21 protein-coding genes are annotated in these 19,584 nt (G+C 53.9%); 16 read left to right on the forward strand and 5 right to left on the reverse strand.

The genetic code is table 11. From position 1 onward, the window contains the following. Positions 1 to 136 precede the first annotated feature (136 nt). From prmB to SK33_RS07285, 6 genes are read left to right on the forward strand one after another with little or no spacing between them, the layout of a single operon-like run. Positions 137 to 1,069, forward strand: a complete 933-nt coding sequence (gene prmB, locus SK33_RS07260) for a 50S ribosomal protein L3 N(5)-glutamine methyltransferase (RefSeq protein ID WP_003028173.1) — start codon at positions 137 to 139, stop codon at positions 1,067 to 1,069. A 39-nt stretch (positions 1,070 to 1,108) separates the two neighbouring features. After that, positions 1,109 to 2,194: a chorismate synthase gene (gene aroC / locus SK33_RS07265; protein ID WP_048218342.1), complete on the forward strand. Its 1,086-nt coding sequence runs from the start codon at positions 1,109 to 1,111 to the stop codon at positions 2,192 to 2,194. Positions 2,195 to 2,197: 3 nt separating this feature from the next. Beyond that, complete coding sequence (gene mepA / locus SK33_RS07270) at positions 2,198 to 3,022, forward strand: penicillin-insensitive murein endopeptidase (protein ID WP_003028168.1); 825 nt, start codon at positions 2,198 to 2,200, stop codon at positions 3,020 to 3,022. After that, positions 3,022 to 3,831 (forward strand): sulfite exporter TauE/SafE family protein, encoded by an 810-nt coding sequence (locus tag SK33_RS07275; RefSeq protein WP_003028167.1) that lies wholly within the window; start codon positions 3,022 to 3,024, stop codon positions 3,829 to 3,831. The genes mepA and SK33_RS07275 overlap by 1 nt, the downstream gene beginning before the upstream one ends. Continuing rightward, positions 3,831 to 4,379, forward strand: coding sequence for an elongation factor P hydroxylase (locus SK33_RS07280; RefSeq protein ID WP_003834819.1), 549 nt, complete (start codon positions 3,831 to 3,833; stop codon positions 4,377 to 4,379). Before SK33_RS07275 ends, SK33_RS07280 begins: the two co-directional genes overlap by 1 nt. Positions 4,380 to 4,411: 32 nt before the next feature. Beyond that, positions 4,412 to 4,687 carry a YfcL family protein gene (locus tag SK33_RS07285; RefSeq protein WP_003028163.1) on the forward strand — a complete coding sequence of 92 codons (276 nt, stop codon included), beginning with the start codon at positions 4,412 to 4,414 and terminating at the stop codon, positions 4,685 to 4,687. A 114-nt stretch (positions 4,688 to 4,801) separates the two neighbouring features. Here SK33_RS07285 and mnmC read toward each other — a convergent pair whose 3' ends face one another. Continuing rightward, positions 4,802 to 6,802: a bifunctional tRNA (5-methylaminomethyl-2-thiouridine)(34)-methyltransferase MnmD/FAD-dependent 5-carboxymethylaminomethyl-2-thiouridine(34) oxidoreductase MnmC gene (gene mnmC, locus SK33_RS07290; protein ID WP_032949706.1), complete on the reverse strand. Its 2,001-nt coding sequence runs from the start codon at positions 6,800 to 6,802 to the stop codon at positions 4,802 to 4,804. 159 nt (positions 6,803 to 6,961) lie between these two features. On the opposite strand from mnmC, the gene fabB reads away from it, so the two are divergent. Continuing rightward, entirely contained in the window at positions 6,962 to 8,176 is a 1,215-nt protein-coding gene (gene fabB / locus SK33_RS07295) for a beta-ketoacyl-ACP synthase I (protein WP_003028160.1), read from the forward strand. A gap of 50 nt (positions 8,177 to 8,226) precedes the next feature. On the opposite strand, the gene SK33_RS07300 is transcribed toward fabB, so the two are convergent. The 3 genes from SK33_RS07300 to SK33_RS07310 all read right to left on the reverse strand — a co-directional run bounded on the left by SK33_RS07300 (position 8,227) and on the right by SK33_RS07310 (position 9,522). Next, the gene (locus SK33_RS07300; RefSeq protein ID WP_048218340.1) at positions 8,227 to 8,745 is read right to left on the reverse strand and encodes a YbjP/YqhG family protein; all 519 of its coding nucleotides are present in this window, start codon (positions 8,743 to 8,745) and stop codon (positions 8,227 to 8,229) included. Beyond that, entirely contained in the window at positions 8,745 to 9,113 is a 369-nt protein-coding gene (locus SK33_RS07305; protein WP_048218339.1) for a hypothetical protein, read from the reverse strand. The genes SK33_RS07300 and SK33_RS07305 overlap by 1 nt, the downstream gene beginning before the upstream one ends. 163 nt (positions 9,114 to 9,276) lie before the next feature. Then, positions 9,277 to 9,522: a helix-turn-helix domain-containing protein gene (locus SK33_RS07310; RefSeq protein ID WP_048218338.1), complete on the reverse strand. Its 246-nt coding sequence runs from the start codon at positions 9,520 to 9,522 to the stop codon at positions 9,277 to 9,279. Positions 9,523 to 9,693: 171 nt separating this feature from the next. Here SK33_RS07310 and SK33_RS07315 point away from each other — a divergent pair, with 171 nt between their 5' ends. Beyond that, positions 9,694 to 10,068: a hypothetical protein gene (locus SK33_RS07315; protein ID WP_032949704.1), complete on the forward strand. Its 375-nt coding sequence runs from the start codon at positions 9,694 to 9,696 to the stop codon at positions 10,066 to 10,068. Between the two features lie 179 nt (positions 10,069 to 10,247). Further along, on the forward strand, positions 10,248 to 11,426 hold the full coding sequence (locus tag SK33_RS07320; protein WP_032949703.1) for an MFS transporter: 1,179 nt from the start codon (positions 10,248 to 10,250) through the stop codon (positions 11,424 to 11,426). Here SK33_RS07320 and flk read toward each other — a convergent pair. Beyond that, complete coding sequence (flk, locus tag SK33_RS07325; RefSeq protein WP_003845068.1) at positions 11,423 to 12,424, reverse strand: flagella biosynthesis regulator Flk; 1,002 nt, start codon at positions 12,422 to 12,424, stop codon at positions 11,423 to 11,425. The two genes, SK33_RS07320 and flk, sit on opposite strands and share 4 nt — an antisense overlap. Positions 12,425 to 12,532: 108 nt before the next feature. On the opposite strand from flk, the gene pdxB reads away from it, so the two are divergent. The 7 genes from pdxB (at position 12,533) to dedD (ending at position 19,424) form a co-directional block, all read left to right on the forward strand. Beyond that, positions 12,533 to 13,669 (forward strand): 4-phosphoerythronate dehydrogenase PdxB, encoded by a 1,137-nt coding sequence (gene pdxB, locus SK33_RS07330; protein WP_048218336.1) that lies wholly within the window; start codon positions 12,533 to 12,535, stop codon positions 13,667 to 13,669. 68 nt (positions 13,670 to 13,737) lie between these two features. After that, positions 13,738 to 14,751: an aspartate-semialdehyde dehydrogenase gene (locus tag SK33_RS07335; protein WP_003028144.1), complete on the forward strand. Its 1,014-nt coding sequence runs from the start codon at positions 13,738 to 13,740 to the stop codon at positions 14,749 to 14,751. Next, positions 14,751 to 15,563 carry a tRNA pseudouridine(38-40) synthase TruA gene (gene truA, locus SK33_RS07340; protein ID WP_003028142.1) on the forward strand — a complete coding sequence of 271 codons (813 nt, stop codon included), beginning with the start codon at positions 14,751 to 14,753 and terminating at the stop codon, positions 15,561 to 15,563. Before SK33_RS07335 ends, truA begins: the two co-directional genes overlap by 1 nt. Positions 15,564 to 15,587: 24 nt before the next feature. After that, a complete protein-coding gene (locus SK33_RS07345) occupies positions 15,588 to 16,247 on the forward strand; it encodes a DedA family protein (protein WP_003028140.1) in 660 nt (219 codons plus the stop codon). Between the two features lie 149 nt (positions 16,248 to 16,396). After that, positions 16,397 to 17,311, forward strand: coding sequence for an acetyl-CoA carboxylase, carboxyltransferase subunit beta (gene accD / locus SK33_RS07350; RefSeq protein WP_003839317.1), 915 nt, complete (start codon positions 16,397 to 16,399; stop codon positions 17,309 to 17,311). A gap of 192 nt (positions 17,312 to 17,503) precedes the next feature. Then, positions 17,504 to 18,772, forward strand: a complete 1,269-nt coding sequence (folC, locus tag SK33_RS07355) for a bifunctional tetrahydrofolate synthase/dihydrofolate synthase (protein WP_003839318.1) — start codon at positions 17,504 to 17,506, stop codon at positions 18,770 to 18,772. Then, on the forward strand, positions 18,762 to 19,424 hold the full coding sequence (gene dedD / locus SK33_RS07360; RefSeq protein ID WP_048218334.1) for a cell division protein DedD: 663 nt from the start codon (positions 18,762 to 18,764) through the stop codon (positions 19,422 to 19,424). The genes folC and dedD overlap by 11 nt, the downstream gene beginning before the upstream one ends. The last annotated feature ends 160 nt before the right edge of the window (positions 19,425 to 19,584 follow it).

Below are 19,584 nucleotides of genomic sequence, written 5' to 3' on the forward strand. Positions count from 1 at the left end.
TTTAACCCGACTCGGCGGGCATCCGATCGCTTAAAACGCAATTTTCGCGCTCAGGCCCTGTGTGAATGCTGATTTATCGCCGTCTTCGTGGCAAACTAGCCGCCGAAATTAATACGAGCATGCCCTGGAGGAATACGTGGATAAAATTTTCGTCGATGAAGCAGTGAGTGAACTGCATACCATTCAGGACATGTTGCGTTGGGCGGTCAGCCGTTTTAGCGCGGCGAACATCTGGTATGGCCATGGCACGGATAACCCATGGGACGAGGCCGTACAACTGGTGCTGCCGTCACTTTATTTGCCGTTGGATATTCCGGAAGACATGCGTACAGCGCGTCTGACCTCCAGCGAGCGTCATCGTATTGTTGAACGCGTGATTCGCCGCGTCAACGAGCGCATTCCGGTTGCTTATCTGACCAACAAAGCCTGGTTCTGCGGGCATGAGTTTTATGTTGATGAGCGCGTGCTGGTTCCGCGTTCACCGATTGGCGAGCTTATCAATAACCGCTTTGCGGGTCTTATTAATGAGCAGCCGCAGCATATCCTCGATATGTGTACCGGCAGCGGTTGTATTGCCATTGCCTGCGCGTATGCCTTCCCGGAAGCCGAAGTTGATGCGGTGGATATCTCCACTGACGCACTGGCGGTGACCGAACACAATATTGAAGAACACGGCCTGATCCATCACGTCACGCCGATCCGTTCCGATCTGTTCCGCGATCTGCTGAAAGTCCAGTATGACCTGATTGTGACCAACCCGCCGTATGTCGATGCGGAAGATATGTCCGATCTGCCAAACGAATATCGTCACGAACCTGAGCTGGGTCTGGCGTCCGGCAGTGATGGGCTGAAACTTACCCGCCGCATTCTGGGGAACGCCCCAGACTACCTGTCAGATAACGGTATTCTGATTTGTGAAGTCGGAAACAGCATGGTACATCTGATAGAGCAATATCCGGATGTACCGTTCACCTGGCTGGAGTTCGACAACGGCGGTGACGGCGTATTCATGCTGACCAAAGAGCAGTTAGTTGCTGCTCGTGAGCACTTCAGCATTTATAAAGACTAATTACACGCGCACATACACAACACTCATAACGGAGCCGTGATGGCAGGAAACACAATTGGACAACTCTTTCGCGTAACCACTTTCGGCGAATCACACGGGCTGGCGCTCGGTTGTATTGTCGATGGTGTTCCGCCGGGCATTTCTCTGACAGAAGCTGACCTGCAGCACGATCTCGACAGACGGCGTCCTGGCACATCGCGCTACACTACGCAGCGTCGTGAGCCGGATCAGGTGAAAATCCTCTCCGGGGTGTTCGAGGGCGTTACCACTGGCACCAGCATTGGCCTGCTGATCGAAAATACCGATCAGCGTTCACAGGATTACGGCGCGATTAAGGACGTTTTTCGTCCAGGACACGCCGACTATACCTATGAGCAAAAATATGGCCTGCGCGACTACCGTGGTGGCGGACGTTCGTCCGCACGTGAAACAGCGATGCGCGTGGCGGCCGGAGCGATTGCCAAAAAATATCTGGCGGAAAAGTTCGGCGTTGAGATTCGTGGTTGCCTGACGCTGATGGGTGATATTCCTTTGGAGATCAAAGACTGGTCCCAGGTGGAACTTAACCCGTTCTTTTGTCCGGACCCGGATAAACTCGAAGCGCTGGACGAACTGATGCGCGGGCTGAAGAAAGAGGGCGACTCCATCGGGGCGAAGGTGACCGTTGTTGCAAGCGGTGTGCCTGCGGGTCTTGGCGAACCTGTATTCGACCGCCTGGATGCTGACATCGCCCATGCGCTGATGAGCATTAACGCCGTTAAGGGCGTTGAGATTGGCGACGGATTTGACGTTGTTGCGCTGCGTGGCAGCCAGAACCGAGATGAAATCACCAAAGAAGGTTTCCAGAGTAACCATGCGGGCGGCATTCTGGGTGGGATCAGCAGCGGGCAACAAATCATTGCTCATATGGCGCTGAAACCGACGTCCAGTATTACCGTTCCAGGGCGCACCATTAACCGCTTTGGTGAAGAAGTCGAAATGATCACTAAAGGTCGTCACGATCCGTGCGTTGGGATCCGCGCCGTACCGATCGCCGAGGCGATGCTGGCGATCGTATTGATGGATCACCTGCTGCGTCAGCGGGCGCAAAATGCGGACGTGAAGACCGATATTCCACGCTGGTAAGAGATGAAAAAAACGGCACTTGCGGCGCTGGCTCTGTTTGCCAGTACCGCCTGTCTGGCGGCGACGCCCTGGCAGAAAATTACCCATCCGGTTGCGGGCAGCGCGCAGTCTATCGGCGCGTTTTCCAATGGCTGTATTGTTGGCGCAGATACGCTGCCTGTACAGTCAGAACATTATCAGGTGATGCGCACCGATCAGCGTCGTTACTTTGGCCATCCGGATCTGGTGAGGTTTATCCAGCGTCTGAGTAATCAGGCTAATAGTCAGGGGCTGGGCACGGTGTTAATCGGCGATATGGGTATGCCGGCCGGTGGGCGATTCAATGGCGGTCACGCCAGCCACCAGACGGGACTGGATGTGGATATTTTCCTGCAACTGCCGAAAACGCGCTGGACCCAGTCGCAACTGCTGCGGCCGCAGGCGTTAGATCTGGTCTCACAGGACGGCAAACGTGTTGTGCCATCACTGTGGAAACCGGAGATTTTTAGCCTGGTAAGGCTGGCTGCAAAAGATAATGAAGTAACGCGTATTTTCGTGAATCCGGCGATTAAGCAACAACTTTGTCTGGATGCAGGGACCGACAGGGACTGGTTGCGTAAAGTGCGGCCATGGTTCCAGCATCGTGCGCATATGCACGTGCGGTTACGTTGCCCTGCCGACAGCCTTGAGTGCGAAGATCAACCGTTACCGCCACCGGGTGACGGCTGTGGCGCAGAGCTGCAAAGCTGGTTCGAACCTCCAAAACCTGGAACCACCAAGCCTGAGAAGAAGACACCGCCGCCGTTGCCGCCTTCCTGCCAGGCGCTACTGGACGAGCATGTACTCTAATGGATCATTTTGCCTCTCTGTTTATGGTGTCGCCACTGCTGTTAGGTGTGCTTTTTTTTGTGGCGATGCTGGCAGGTTTTATTGATTCTCTGGCCGGAGGCGGTGGTCTACTCACCATCCCGGCATTGATGGCGGCCGGGATGCCACCAGCGCAAGCGCTGGCGACCAATAAGTTGCAAGCCTGCGGGGGATCTATCTCTTCCTCCCTCTATTTTATTCGTCGTGGCGTGGTTAATCTGGCGGATCAGAAGCTCAATATCTTCATGACGTTTGTCGGATCAATGAGCGGGGCGCTATTGGTTCAGCACGTGCAGTCAGATGTTCTGCGCCAGATCCTGCCGGTTCTGGTTATCTGTATTGGCCTTTACTTTCTGTTGATGCCGAAAGTGGGGGAAGAGGACCGACAGCGTCGATTGCACGGTTTACCTTTCGCGCTGGTGGCGGGAGGCTGCGTCGGTTTTTACGATGGCTTTTTTGGTCCGGCGGCAGGGTCGTTCTACGCGCTGGCCTTTGTCATGCTGTGCGGATACAACCTGGCGAAATCGACGGCCCACGCCAAAGTATTAAATGCCACATCGAATATCGGTGGGTTGTTGTTGTTTGCCCTCGGCGGCAAAGTGATTTGGGCGACAGGTTTTGTGATGCTCATTGGCCAGTTTATTGGCGCGCGGATGGGCTCTCGACTGGTGCTCAGCAAAGGACAAAAACTCATTCGGCCAATGATCGTTATTGTCTCCGCCGTGATGAGCGCCAAGCTACTTTATGATAATCATGGACAGGAGATTCTCCACTGGCTGGGGATGAATTAATGAATAATACGCACCACTACGAACAGTTAATTGAGATTTTTAACGGCTGCTTTGCCGATGAATTTAATACCCGTCTGATTAAAGGCGACGACGAACCGATCTATCTTCCTGCGGATGCGGAATTACCGTATCACCGTATCGTTTTTGCGCATGGTTACTACGCCAGTGCGTTACACGAAATTTCACACTGGTGCATCGCCGGTAAAGCTCGTCGTGAGCTGGTCGATTTTGGTTACTGGTACTGCCCGGACGGACGCGACGCGAAGACACAATGCCAGTTTGAAGATGTGGAAGTGAAGCCGCAGGCGTTTGACTGGTTGTTTTGCATGGCGGCGGGGTACCCGTTTAACGTCAGTTGCGACAACCTCGAAGGGGACTTTGAACCGGACCGCGTGGTATTCCAGCGCCGTGTTCATGCTCAGGTAATGGAGTACCTGGAAAAGGGGATCCCTGAACGTCCGGCGCGTTTTATTAACGCGTTACAGAATTATTATCACACGCCTGAACTTACGGCGGAACAATTCCCGTGGCCCGAAGCGCTCAACTGAAGCCGCTGCCACGTTTACAATGAGGAAAGAAGATGATCGCGGAGTTTGAATCACGCATTCTGGCATTAATCGACGATATGGTAGAGCACGCCAGCGATGATGAGTTGTTTGCCAGTGGTTATTTGCGTGGGCACCTGACGCTGGCTGTGGCTGAGCTGGATGCTGGCGAGGACCATTCCGCTGAGGCATTGTACGCCAATGTGACCAGCAGCCTGGAAAAAGCCATCAGCGCTGGCGAACTCTCGCCGCGTGACCAGGCGTTAGTGAAAGAGATGTGGGACACTTTATTTCAAAAGGCAACGCAATAATAATTGCAGTGGATTGTGCCGGATGGCGACGCGAAGGCGTCTTATCCGGCCTACGTGGACGGGGATTGTTGGCCTGATAAGCGTAGCGCCATCAGGCAATGATGAGATGGTATCTTATTTCACCGCTTTACCCTTCAATAACTTCCTTACCCACAGACGATTCGGATTCAGCGCAGCCAGCGTGCTGGCATCCATAGGGATAGGTTCATCGCTCATTTGCGATGCCAGAATTTCTGCACATAGCGGGGCAGTACACAGCCCGCGCGAGCCCAGCGCACCCAACATAAATAAATCGGAATAAACCGGGGCGTTTACGGCGTGCTCTCTGTCTTCGGCAAGAGTGGCATACTGGCTGAGCGTGGCGTCATAATCCGCGACGTTGCCGACCATTGGCATGTGATCGCGCGTGGCGCAGCGCACTCCACAACGGGCGGCATTGCCACTAACGTCTACTTCTTTTGCCCACGCGGCATTCGGGAAACAATCTATTAAGCGCTGACGGTTTTGCTGCTGATCGTCAGCGCGATACACCGTTTCTTCACTTCCGCGATGATAGCTGGCACCAATGCAGTGCTGCTGGTTTTGCGGGTTGTGCGGCGTGAGGTAGCCGTCATAGCACAGCACCTGACGCAGCGCTGAAAGCGAAGGCGTAGCAGGAATGTGACTCACCTGACCGCCTACGGAGTACACCGGTAGCGACTGCGTTTGTTCAACGCTGTTAATGCGATGCCCGTTAGCCAGAACTACCGCAGCGTGAGTGGCGGTTGCTCCACTGGCAAACGCCAATTTCCAGTTTTCTGTCTGTCGAGACAGTGAGGCCAGCGTATGTTGATACCGGGTGCGTAATCCCAGCGTTGCGGCATAGTCGAATACGGCGGCGGTTAACTGTGCCGGACATAGCCATCCTCCGGCGGGGTACTGAATCCCGCCGCATCCGGTTTTTACGCCTGTCGTTTGTAAAACCTGCTCTGCGTCAACCCCGACGGCGAGCGCATCGGGCAATTCAAGGGACAACATTTGGTCGATTTTTTGCTGGCTTTTCTCATCCCACGCCAGTTGCGTCACGCCGCACCAGTCATGCGCGAACTCAACGGGGAGGGCGTCATACAGCCGGCGGGCGAAAGTAAACGCGGTGGGGAAAAAGAGATTAATGGCCGCGTCATGCTTGCTCAGTAGCGGATAAAGAGCGCCCTGGCGATTGCCGGATGCACCCCCGGCTGGGTTGTCGTCGGCGCAATAGAGCGTGACCTGCCAGCCGCGGCGTAGTAACGCCAACGACAGCAATGCGCTGGCAATCCCCCCGCCAATAATGGCGGCTTCGCGTTTATCTGTTCCGGTACGTGCAAACCAGGGTGCCGAGGAGGGGAGCGCCAGCGTCTTATCCATTACGCCACAAAGCATTTCTCGTTTGCGACCAAAGCCTTTGCATTTTTGCATCGTAAATCCGGCTTCCTGCAATCCCCGACGCACAAAGCCTGCTGAGGTGAAGGTCGCCAGCGTGCCGCCGGGGCGAGCCAGACGGGCCATTGCGTTAAACAGCGTTGGCGTCCACATATCCGGATTTTTTGCCGGCGCGAAACCGTCCAGAAACCAGGCATCCACTTTTTGATTCAGGGAGTCATCCAGCTTGCTGGTCAGTTCATTAATATCACCAAACCACAGATCCAGCGTGACGCGTCCTTCATCAAGGAGCAGGCGATGGCATCCCGCCAGCGGCAGCGGCCATTGCTCTTGTAGCGCCGTGGCCCACGGGGCAAGTTCTGGCCAGTGCTGATGGGCTAAGGTCAGATCTTCACGCGTCAGCGGAAATTTTTCAAAACTGATGAAATGTAATCTTTCCAGGGTAGCGTCAGGGTGGGTATCGCGGAATTCGGCAAATGCCTGCCAGAGTGTCAGGAAGTTAAGTCCGGTGCCAAACCCGCTTTCTGCCACCACGAAGAGGGGACGTGAATGCGCAGGGAATCGCTGGGCGAGATGATTCCCGCCGAGAAAGACGTAACGTGTCTCTTCCAGCCCGTTATCATTAGAAAAATAGACATCGTCAAAATCTCGGGAAACAGGTGTACCCTCAGCGTTGAATTCAAGGTTGGCAGGTTGTATAGCGTATTGTTTCACGTAAGTTACTCGTCTGGCAGGCTGTGCCCCGATCTTAGCGATGAGTGCCTGGCTGCGCAAATTTCCACATTAAATGGCTGATCGGACTTGTTCGGCGTACAAGTGTACGCTATTGTGCCACTCGAAACTTTAAAATAGTGCGACTTACAGAGGTATTGAATGAAACGTGCAGTGATTACTGGCTTGGGCATCGTTTCCAGCATCGGTAATAACCAGCAGGAAGTCCTGGCATCTCTGCGTGAAGGACGTTCAGGGATCACTTTCTCTCAGGAGCTGAAGGACTCCGGCATGCGTAGCCACGTATGGGGCAACGTAAAACTGGATACCACTGGCCTCATTGACCGCAAAGTAGTGCGCTTCATGAGCGACGCATCCATCTATGCATTCCTTTCTATGGAACAGGCAGTGGCTGATGCCGGCCTTGCAGCAGAAGATTACCAGAACAACCCGCGCGTTGGCCTGATTGCAGGTTCCGGCGGCGGCTCCCCGCGTTTTCAGGTGTTCGGTGCTGACGCAATGCGTAGCCCGCGTGGTCTGAAAGCGGTTGGCCCGTATGTGGTCACCAAAGCGATGGCGTCCGGCGTTTCTGCCTGCCTCGCAACGCCGTTCAAAATCCACGGCGTAAACTACTCTATCAGCTCTGCCTGTGCGACATCCGCGCACTGTATCGGTAACGCGGTAGAGCAAATTCAGCTGGGCAAACAGGACATCGTTTTCGCTGGCGGCGGCGAAGAGCTGTGCTGGGAAATGGCGTGTGAATTCGACGCCATGGGCGCGCTGTCTACCAAATATAATGACGATCCGTCGAAAGCTTCCCGTACCTATGACGCAAACCGTGACGGTTTCGTTATTGCAGGCGGCGGCGGTATGGTCGTGGTTGAAGAGCTGGAACACGCGCTGGCACGTGGCGCGCACATCTATGCGGAAATCGTCGGTTACGGCGCAACGTCCGATGGCGCAGACATGGTTGCTCCGTCTGGCGAAGGCGCAGTACGTTGCATGCAGATGGCGATGCACGGCGTAGACACGCCGATCGACTACCTGAACTCCCACGGTACTTCTACTCCGGTAGGCGACGTGAAAGAGCTGGGTGCGATTCGTGAAGTGTTTGGCGACAACAGCCCGGCAATCTCCGCAACCAAAGCCATGACCGGTCACTCACTGGGCGCGGCTGGCGTTCAGGAAGCTATCTACTCTCTGCTGATGCTGGAACACGGCTTTATCGCGCCAAGCATCAACATTGAAGAACTGGACGAGCAGGCGGCAGGTCTGAACATCGTGACCAAACCGACCGAGCAGGCGCTGACGACTGTTATGTCTAACAGCTTCGGTTTTGGCGGCACCAACGCTACGCTGGTTATGCGTAAGCTGTAAGCGTAAGACTGAAAGATTATGCAAGAGGGGAGCCTGATGGCTCCCTTTTTTTATCTGTTCATCTTTTCGTATTCCGGCGCGATTTGTGCGGACCAGGTTTTAGCGCGTGCAATATCACCGGCGCTGTAGATAGGGTGTTCAAATTGATTGTCCAGATCCCGTACGCGGTAAATTTTCCAGCGTCCTTCTTCCCAACGCGTATACACCTCCAGCTGTATGGGGGCTTCTCCCCTCGGCCCGCCTAATTGTACTTCCACCGTTTCGCCACCGAGAAACGGCTGAGCGGGTTTAACCCGTAACAGCGGGATCCACTCCGGATCGTAATCCTGAACGTACATAAAGTAGTCCGAATTCAGTATTTCCTGCTCGTAAAGGCTGTCAATCAGAGCCAGACGATTGATAACGTCTTTCGCCACATAGCGTTGCATGAGTGCGGATGTATCCCGCTCTTGTGTGTAAGCGGACATCCATGCGAGATAGAATAGTTTTACATCCCGGGAGCTGTCGTGGCGCGCCGCAGAGCAGCCGCAAAGTAACAAAACCAGAGCAACCAGCGAGAGCGATTTCATTATGGTTTCCTGTAAATAGTAAATGACGGTTTTGCCGCCCGATAGCCAGGTCCGGCCCACATATCACGTTGTCTAAAATCGGAGTACCACGCCTGACCGTCAAATATCGCCATATGCCCGCTTGGGTTTCCTCCCTCATAAGGCTGAATGATGATGACATCTCCTGCCCGGGGCTGTTCAAATGTGCCGATGGGGCTGAAACCGGCACTTCTTAGCATGGGGCCATAATCTTTGGCATGATAAGTATGCCCAAGAGTGATGCCTCCTGCCTGAATGGCTTTGCGGGTATATTCCGCACAGCGTCCTTGAGAATGTGACCCCGCGTGTGATTTAGCGTGATTAACTGCTGTTGTTTTATTCCAGCTCATCGATGTTCCTGTTAATTGATTATGTAATAACAACGTGTATTTCTTTAACAGGATTCAAACTGATAAAAATGACCGATAATGCTATTAATATCTTTAATACATTAGCCTTTAATATAAATTAATTGGTTGAATGAATTTTTATTAATTTATTTATAATTGATGGTTATTTTTTTTTGGGGGGTTGTTTCTCTGATTTAGAGAGATAGCGTGATGGCCAAATTACGTCCGGCGTAGTTTCAAGCGCCTGCGCGATGATCAGCTCCGCCCGAGGCCAACTGCGGGTAAATACATTGCGTAAAGAGTCGGGAGATAACCCCGCTGAACGCGAAAGCTCTCTGAGCGTAATACCTCTTTTTTCCAGTGCACTTTTAATATCTGCACGATGCCAGTCTTGGCTTTTGTGTTCCATTCTGTAATCCTAAGAAGATGTGTTATCGGCACCGATATTTTTCAGGTTATAAATTAGAAAGACAAAAGAACGTTACTTTCTTTTTATCGTAGGAATATTGCCAGAATTAATTTGAAATTTCGCGGAAAAGAAAAAATATTTTTATTTCATCAGCAGAAAGGAAAGAAACTGATGGTAAAAGAGTGGTTCACGGTGAAGGAGTGTCTTGAATTGCCAGGGTTTCCGAGAAGCGCACCCGCTGTACGCTTGCGCTTAAATACCTACAGTGAAGGAAAAGCGGGTGTCAAACGTAAGCGCGCGAAGTCTAAGGCCGAGGAATTTCATATTTCAGTGTTTCCGCTGTATGTACGCTCGTATCTGAATGAAAACGAGAACACAGTAGCACCAGACCACAATATCGCGCAGGAAGCCGAACCTAAAGAGATTTGGGATATGATGTTCCGACTCCTGACGCCGCATCAACGTGAGCAGGTAACCGGGAAGTTCAGAGCGAAAGGCATTGATGCGGTATTTCCCTTTTTGTTTGTAGAGAAGTCAGCATTTTGATATACGCACCTGTGCTTTCACAGTTGACAGTCGGGGGCACTCGCAGGCAGACTCCAGCTTCAACATTATCCTCTTGATAATGCGTAAGCGTTTAACGTTATCCAACGCACCTTAATCCTGATAGTCAGGTAGAGGGGGCGTGGGCATTCCTCGCCTTACTCTGCATTTTGGAGTAACGCATGACAGCTGTAACCCAACAAGAAAAAACACCTTCGGCGAACGTTTCGCTGTTTCGCATCGCTTTTGCGGTTTTCCTGACCTATATGACGGTCGGTTTACCTTTGCCCGTCATTCCTCTGTTTGTGCACCAGGAGCTGGGCTATGGCAATACCATGGTCGGCATCGCCGTCGGCGTACAGTTTCTGGCGACGGTATTAACACGCGGCTACGCCGGGCGGTTAGCCGATCAATATGGTGCCAAACGCTCGGCGCTACAGGGGATGTTTGCCTGTGGGCTGGCGGGTGCGGCGTGGCTTTTAGCCGCGCTATTACCTGTTTCTGTTCCCGTAAAATTTGCGTTGCTAATCGTCGGTCGTTTGATCCTCGGTTTTGGCGAAAGCCAACTGCTCACCGGAACGTTGACCTGGGGGCTGGGGCTGGTCGGCCCAACACGCTCCGGTAAGGTGATGTCATGGAACGGAATGGCGATTTACGGCGCGCTGGCCGCCGGTGCGCCGCTGGGCTTGTTGATCCACAGCCACTTTGGCTTCGCGGCGCTGGCGGGGACGACGATGGTATTACCGCTGCTGGCATGGGCATTCAACGGCACCGTGCGTAAAGTGCCTGCACATGCAGGAGAACGTCCTTCGTTATGGAGCGTGGTAGGGCTTATCTGGAAACCGGGCCTGGGCCTGGCGCTGCAGGGCGTTGGCTTTGCGGTGATCGGTACATTTATTTCACTCTATTTTGTCAGCAACGGCTGGACGATGGCGGGGTTCACCCTGACCGCGTTTGGCGGGGCGTTTGTGCTGATGCGCATTCTGTTTGGCTGGATGCCGGACCGGTTCGGCGGCGTGAAGGTTGCCGTTGTCTCTTTGCTGGTGGAAACCGCAGGACTGATTCTGTTGTGGCAGGCCCCAACAGCCTGGGTTGCACTGCTTGGAGCGGCATTAACCGGGGCCGGGTGTTCGCTTATCTTCCCGGCCTTGGGCGTCGAGGTGGTGAAGCGAGTACCCGCGCAGGTTCGCGGTACGGCGCTGGGCGGTTACGCCGCATTTCAGGATATCTCCTACGGCATAAGCGGTCCGGTCGCCGGGGTGCTGGCTACCGCGTACGGTTATTCCTCAGTGTTCCTTGCCGGGGCGATATCAGCCGTGGTGGGGATTATTGTAACGTTGCTTACGCTGCGTAAAGGTTAAGCGACCAGCCAGAAAATGGCTAACGCAATCATCAATGCAACAAACAACAGTCCCGGTCGTGCCGACAGAGATTTAACCGTTTCAATCATCGGCGCGAACGGGCTGTAAATGGGTTGCAGATGACGCGGATCGCTGAGCTCGCGTTCTCGTTCCACGCGACGCAGGAAAATTTGATTGAGCAAGTCCTGTACCTGCACCGTGGTCAGAATCGATTGTGGTTGGATCTGATACGTCTGCTGCGCGTACTCTTTTATTGCTGTCAGCTCATTCGGCTCTAATGGCAGCTTCAGCGCAGCCTGGAGCGTTTGTAGCGTCGGGGCGCTTTGCAGGCTGAGCGTCTGGCGCGCCTGCAGCCAGGTGACCAGGTGCGTAAACTGTTTGGCAGGGATCAGCTCACCGCTTTTTACGCCAGACAACTCCAGCATCGACTGCCAGATCATCTTCCCGGATTCTCCCGTGGCCGCCGCCAGTTTGGTAACTAACTGGTTCAGCGTATTGTGCTCTGCGGGGAGCAACGGGCGATCGGTTGCCGGGCGCTGCTGCGGCTGTGGTATCGACAGCTGCCCTTGCTGCAGCAGTGTGAGTACGTTCTTCAACTGCTCAGGCGTGAGCTGACTGAGTGCCGTTTGCCCATACTGCTGACGGATAAAATCACTCACCGCCTGGCGATTATTTCCCTGGCTCAGTAATTCAGTGAGCTGCGAAAGCACCTGACGATTAACATGATTTTGCTGAGCAACTCCCAGCCGTTGGTTAAGGTTTTGCTCAGCGGCTGGAAAGTGACGTGACTGCAGCGGAGTATCACTTTTGACGCCCAGATCGTGCTTCATTCCGGCCCACACCTCAGCACTTTGCTGCTGGGTGAGTGAAATCAAACGGGTAATTAGTCGTTCCAACACAGTACGTTGTTGCGTGGATAACGGTTGTTCACCCGCAGCGGAAGGGGCATTTTGGCCTTCGCCGGGAGGGCGTGCGGGCGTACCTGAAATGGGCTGCATCATCTCTGTTCCTTAAATCTGTGCTGACCAGGTCTCGCAGTATGCCTGGCGGCGAGATTATGGCACACTTGCCCGGTTAACTCTCGTTCTCAAACAGGTGCGAAAGACGTGAAAATCCTCGTTGATGAAAATATGCCCTATGCCCGCGAACTGTTCAGTCGTTTGGGGGAGGTCAAAGCGGTTCCCGGTCGTCCGATTCCCGTTGCTGAACTGGATGATGCGGATGCTTTAATGGTGCGCTCGGTGACGAAAGTAAATGAATCACTGCTTGGCGGAAAACCGGTTAAATTTGTCGGTACGGCAACCGCTGGCACAGACCATGTGGATGACGCCTGGCTTGCACAGGCGGGGATCGGTTTTTCCGCCGCGCCCGGTTGTAACGCGATAGCGGTCGTAGAATATGTTTTTTCAGCGTTGCTGATGCTGGCGGAGCGTGACGGGTTTGCGTTACGCGATCGCACCGTAGGCATTGTGGGTGTGGGCAACGTGGGTGGGCGTTTGCAGGCGCGTCTGGAAGCGCTGGGGATCCGCACGCTGCTGTGCGATCCACCGCGAGCCGATCGCGGTGACGAGGGCGATTTCCGCTCACTGGACGAACTGGTAGAGCAAGCCGATGTGCTGACTTTCCATACGCCACTGTTTAAGGACGGACCCTACAAAACGCTGCACATGGCGGATGATGCGCTGATTAGCCGACTGAAGCCGGGCACTATTCTGATCAACGCCTGCCGTGGGCCGGTCATCGACAATACAGCATTGCTGAGCCGGCTGAATGCAGGTCAGTCGCTGAGCGTTGTGCTGGATGTCTGGGAAGGAGAGCCGGATCTCAATGTGGCGTTGCTGGAGAAAGCCGATATCGGCACGGCGCACATTGCCGGGTATACCCTCGAAGGAAAAGCGCGTGGCACCACGCAGGTCTTTGAGGCCTATAGTAAGTTTATTGGTCACGAGCAGCACGTTGCGCTCAGTACCCTGTTACCCACGCCGGAATTTGGTCGTATCACCCTGCATGGCCCGTTAGATCAGCCAACGCTGAAAAGGCTGGTGCATTTAGTGTATGATGTGCGCCGCGATGATGCGCCGCTGCGTAAAGTCGCTGGAATTCCGGGTGAGTTTGATAAACTGCGTAAAAATTACCTTGAGCGTCGTGAATGGTCGTCTTTATATGTGATGTGTGACGACGCAACGGCTGCTGCCTTATTGTGTAAGCTGGGTTTTAACGCTGTTCATCATCCGGCACATTAATGTCTTCTTAATGCTCCCTGTCGAATAATGCGACAGGGACGCTTACGTATTTCTTGGAGTAAATCACCATGTCTGAAGGCTGGAATATTGCCATTCTGGGCGCAACGGGCGCCGTAGGCGAAGCCCTGCTCGATACGCTGGCTGAACGCCAGTTCCCGGTCGGTGAAATTTATGCGCTGGCGCGTAATGAAAGCGCCGGTGAGCATCTGCGTTTTAACGGTAAATCGGTCATAGTGCAGGACGTTGCAGACTTTGACTGGACGCAGGCACAGTTGGCATTTTTTGTTGCGGGCACTGAAGCCACCGCCGCATGGGTAGAAGAAGCAACAAATGCGGGTTGCCTGGTGATTGACAGCAGCGGTCTGTTCGCGCTTGAACCAGACGTTCCGCTGGTGGTTCCGGACGTTAACCCGTTCGTGCTGGCGGATTACCGTAACCGCAATGTGATTGCGGTACCAAACAGCCTGACAAGCCAGTTGCTGTCTGCGCTGAAACCATTGATTGATGACGGCGGGCTGTCACGGATTACGGTGACCAATATTATTTCGGCTTCCGCTCACGGCAAAAAAGCCGTAGACGCACTGGCCGGACAAAGCGCGAAATTGCTTAACGGCATCCCGATTGACGAAGATGATTTCTTTGGTCGTCAGCTGGCGTTCAATATGCTGCCGCTGCTGCCCGATCGCGAAGGCAGCGTGCGTGAAGAGCGTCGTATTGTTGATGAAGTGCGCAAAATTATGCAGGATGACGGTCTGCTTATCTCAGCCAGCATCGTGCAGTCCCCGGTGTTTTATGGCCACGCGCAGATGGTGAATTTTGAGGCTCTGCGCCCGTTGGCGGCGGAAGAAGCACGTGATGCGTTTTCACGCGGCGAAGACGTGGTGTTGTCGGAAGAAACCGACTTCCCGACCCAGGTTGGCGATGCATCGGGCACGCCGCACCTTTCTATTGGCTGCGTGCATAACGATTACGGTATGCCGGAGCAAGTTCAGTTCTGGTCTGTGGCAGACAACGTACGCTTTGGCGGCGCGTTAATGGCGGTGAAAATTGCGGAAAAACTGGTGCAGGAGTACCTGTACTAATGTCTGACCAGCAACAGCCGTCAACCCATAAAATTGCGCTGGGCATTGAGTATGACGGCAGCAAATATTATGGCTGGCAGCGCCAGAACGAAGTGCGTAGCGTTCAGGAAAAACTGGAAAAAGCGCTTTCTCAGGTGGCGAACGAACGCATTAATGTTTTTTGTGCAGGTCGCACGGATGCGGGCGTTCATGGCACTGGGCAGGTCGTGCATTTTGAAACCACTGCCCAGCGTAAAGATGCGGCCTGGACACTGGGGGTAAATGCGAATTTACCTGGTGACATCGCCGTGCGCTGGGTGAAAGCTGTACCTGATGATTTTCATGCCAGATTTAGCGCTACGGCTCGCCGTTATCGCTACATCATCTACAATCATCGGTTGCGCCCTGCGGTTTTGGGTAAAGGGGTAACCCATTATTATGAACCGCTGGACGCTGAGCGTATGCATCGTGCAGCCCAGTGTCTGATTGGCGAAAATGATTTTACCTCGTTCCGGGCGGTGCAGTGTCAGTCGCGCACACCGTGGCGTAACGTGATGCACATTAACGTCGAACGTTTCGGTGCATATGTGGTGGTGGATATTAAAGCGAATGCCTTTGTACATCATATGGTCAGGAATATTGTCGGCAGCCTGATGGAAGTTGGCGCCAACAACCAGCCGGAGAGCTGGATAGCAGAACTGTTAGCGGCAAAGGACAGAACGCTGGCAGCGGCAACGGCGAAAGCGGAAGGACTGTATCTGGTTGCAGTAGATTACCCGGACCGGTTCGACCTGCCAAAACCGCCTATGGGCCCGCTATTTCTGGCGGACTAATTTGAGTCGTATAAAGGCATAACTATGGACCTGATTTACTTTCTTATTGATTTTATCCTGCACATTGATGTGCACCTGGCGGAGCTGGTCGCGGAATACGGTATCTGGGTATACGCGATTCTGTTTCTGATCCTGTTCTGCGAAACCGGGCTGGTGGTGACACCATTCCTGCCGGGAGACTCGCTGCTGTTTGTTGCTGGTGCGCTTTCTGCGCTGCCGACCAATGATCTCAATGTTCATCTGATGGTGGCGCTGATGATTGTGGCGGCGATTGTGGGCGATGCAGTGAACTACACGATTGGCCGATTGTTCGGGGAAAAACTTTTCAGTAACCCGAACTCCAAAATTTTCCGCCGCAGCTACCTGGATAAAACCCATGCGTTCTACGAGCGTCATGGCGGTAAGACGATTATCCTGGCGCGTTTCGTGCCTATCGTGCGCACATTTGCGCCGTTTGTTGCCGGTATGGGACATATGTCCTACCGTCACTTTGCGATGTATAACGTCGTAGGTGCATTGCTGTGGGTATTGTTGTTCACCTACGCAGGCTACCTGTTCGGCGATCTGCCGATTGTCCAGGAAAACCTGAAATTACTGATTGTGGCGATTATCGTCCTTTCCGTATTGCCGGGGGTGATTGAAGTAATTCGCCATAAACGTGCTGCGTCACGGGCTGCAAAATAGAAAGTAACTCAGCGGTTCGACCACTTTTTTATCCAAAGTTTCGGGCTGTTATGTTTTAATGTGCAACATTCATGGTCTGTTAGGGGCAAAAATGGCATTATGCGCCCCTTATAACAAAGCTGACTAGGGTTCAGGCAGAAAGGTCACCAATGAGCTGGATTGAACGAATTAAAAGCAACATTACTCCCACCCGCAAGGCAAGCATTCCTGAAGGGGTGTGGACCAAGTGTGATAGCTGCGGTCAGGTTTTATACCGTGCTGAGCTGGAACGTAATCTTGAGGTCTGTCCGAAGTGTGACCATCATATGCGCATGTCGGCGCGCAATCGCCTGCATAGCCTGTTAGATGAAGGTTCTCTTGTGGAACTGGGTAGCGAGCTTGAGCCGAAAGACGTGCTGAAGTTTCGTGACTCTAAAAAATACAAAGACAGACTGGCTTCTGCGCAGAAAGAAACCGGCGAGAAAGATGCGCTGGTGGTGATGAAAGGCACGCTGCATGGTATGCCGGTCGTTGCTGCGGCATTCGAGTTCGCGTTTATGGGCGGCTCCATGGGCTCTGTGGTCGGTGCGCGTTTTGTCCGTGCCGTTGAGCAGGCACTGGAAGACAACTGTCCGCTGATCTGCTTCTCCGCTTCTGGCGGGGCGCGTATGCAGGAAGCGCTGATGTCTCTGATGCAGATGGCAAAAACCTCTGCTGCGCTGGCGAAAATGCAGGAACGCGGTTTACCGTATATTTCTGTACTGACCGACCCAACAATGGGTGGTGTTTCCGCAAGCTTCGCGATGCTGGGCGATCTCAACATTGCAGAGCCGAAAGCACTGATTGGCTTCGCGGGTCCGCGTGTTATCGAGCAAACCGTACGTGAGAAACTGCCGCCGGGATTCCAGCGCAGCGAGTTCCTGATTGAAAAAGGCGCTATCGATATGATCGTCCGCCGTCCGGAAATGCGCCTGAAACTGGCAAGTATCCTGGCGAAGCTGATGAATCTTCCTGCGCCGAATCCGGATGAGCCGCGTGAAGGCGAGGTGGTATCTCCGGTACCCGATCAGGAATCAGAAGCCTGATAACTTACTCTATGGATTTCGAGTTGCAGGAAGGCGGAAAGAGAGTGAACCCCGATGAGCTTGCACGGGCAAGTGATTCGGGTGAGCGAGAGCAGCCAACACACCTGCAGCTTGAAAGACGACGAGTAAAAAAGGGCAGGGCCAACTGGCGCTGCCTTTTGCTTTAATCTACGTAATAAAATTACAGGCATCATGGACAATAAACGTATTCCTCAAGCCGCGTCGCCCCTGGCGTCGTGGCTTTCTTATCTGGAAAACCTGCACAGTAAAACCATCGATCTTGGCCTTGAACGCGTAAGCCAGGTAGCGCGCAAACTGGGTGTATTGAAACCCGCGCCATTTGTGTTTACGGTGGCAGGAACCAACGGAAAAGGCACGACCTGTCGTACGCTGGAGTCTGTGCTGACTGCGGCAGGCTATAAAGTTGGGGTGTACAGTTCGCCTCATCTGGTGCGTTACACGGAACGCGTACGCGTGCAGGGGGGGGAACTGCCGGAATCAGCCCATACCGCCTCGTTTGCTGAGATTGAAGACGCTCGTGGTGATATTTCCCTGACTTACTTTGAATACGGTACGTTATCGGCACTCTGGCTGTTTAAACAGGCCCAACTGGATGTCGTTATTCTGGAAGTGGGATTAGGCGGCCGCCTTGACGCCACCAATATCGTCGATGCCGATGTCGCTGTAGTCACCAGTATTGCGCTTGACCATACTGACTGGCTGGGCCCGGATCGCGAAAGTATTGGTCGTGAGAAGGCGGGCATTTTCCGTGCAGAGAAACCGGCTATCGTCGGCGAACCTGAAATGCCTTACACCATCGCGGATGTCGCGCAAGAGTGCGGGGCGATTTTGCAACGCTGCGGCGTGGACTGGCGCTATGCGGTCACTGAGAACGACTGGTCGTTTACGGATGCTCATGGAACGTTGGCGCATTTGCCGTTGCCGCAGGTGCCACAACCTAATGCTGCTACCGCACTGGCCGCGCTGCGCGCAAGCGGGCTGAACGTTAGCGAGCAGGCGATTCGTGACGGCATCGAACGCGCGATTTTACCGGGGCGCTTCCAGATTGTGAGCGAGTCGCCGCGAGTGATTTTCGATGTTGCCCATAATCCGCATGCGGCAGAGTATCTGACCGGACGTCTGAAAAAGTTAGTGAAAAGCGGGCGTGTACTTGCGGTTATCGGTATGCTACATGATAAAGATATTGCCGGTACGTTAGCCTGGTTAAAAAGCGTGGTTGACGTCTGGTACTGTGCGCCCCTGGAAGGGCCGCGTGGCGCAACGGCAGAACAACTGCTGGAGCACCTGGGCAAAGGCAACGCTTATGACAGCGTGGCGCAGGCATGGTCTGCAGCACTTGCTGAGGCGAAGCCAGAAGATACCGTGTTGGTGTGTGGATCCTTTCACACTGTCGCACATGTCATGGAAGTAATAGACGTGGGGAGAAGCGGTGGCGAGTAAGTTTCAGAATCGATTAGTCGGCACAATTGTGCTAGTCGCGCTCGGGGTAATTGTGCTTCCCGGGCTGCTTGACGGGCAGAAAAAGCATTATCAGGATGAATTTGCAGCGATCCCACTGGTGCCTAAACCCGGTGATCGCGATGAACCAGACATGATGCCTGCAGCGACGCAGGCGCTGCCGACTCAGCCGCCGGAAGGGGCGGCAGAAGAGGTGCGTGCGGGTGATGCTGCCGCGCCATCGTTGGATCCATCACGTTTGACGACGGCAAACAGCGCGGAATTAGATCCTGTCCCTGCGCCTGTGGAACCACCGAAACCTAAACCGAAACCGCAGCCTGTTGCCGTCGCTCCGACGCCGGCACCGACTCCAGCGCCGAAACCGGCCGCTGAAGAAGCGCCAGCCCCAACCGGCAAAGCGTACGTTGTACAGCTCGGTGCGCTGAAAAATGCGGATAAGGTCAATGAGATCGTGGGTAAACTTCGTGGCGCGGGCTTCCGGGTATATACTTCCCCGTCAACGCCGGTGCAGGGTAAAATAACCCGCATTCTCGTCGGGCCGGACGCCTCCAAAGATAAGCTAAAGAACTCGCTGGGCGAGCTGCAGAAGATCTCTGGTCTGAGTGGCGTCGTGATGGGGTACACCCCTAATTAAGGGATTGCGCTGTTTACGGCGCAGCTCTGATTCAGGCCGGATACGGTGTTTTCACCGCTATCCGGCAGTGCCCGAAGAGGCATAAAACGGTATGGCGTTGAAGATTTTTTCAGCGCCATTTTTATTTACGCGTGGAAAGGAAATCCCTACGCAAACGTTT

The organism is Citrobacter sp. MGH103, from assembly GCF_001034475.2.
GTDB classification, from domain to species: Bacteria; Pseudomonadota; Gammaproteobacteria; order Enterobacterales; family Enterobacteriaceae; genus Citrobacter; species Citrobacter freundii.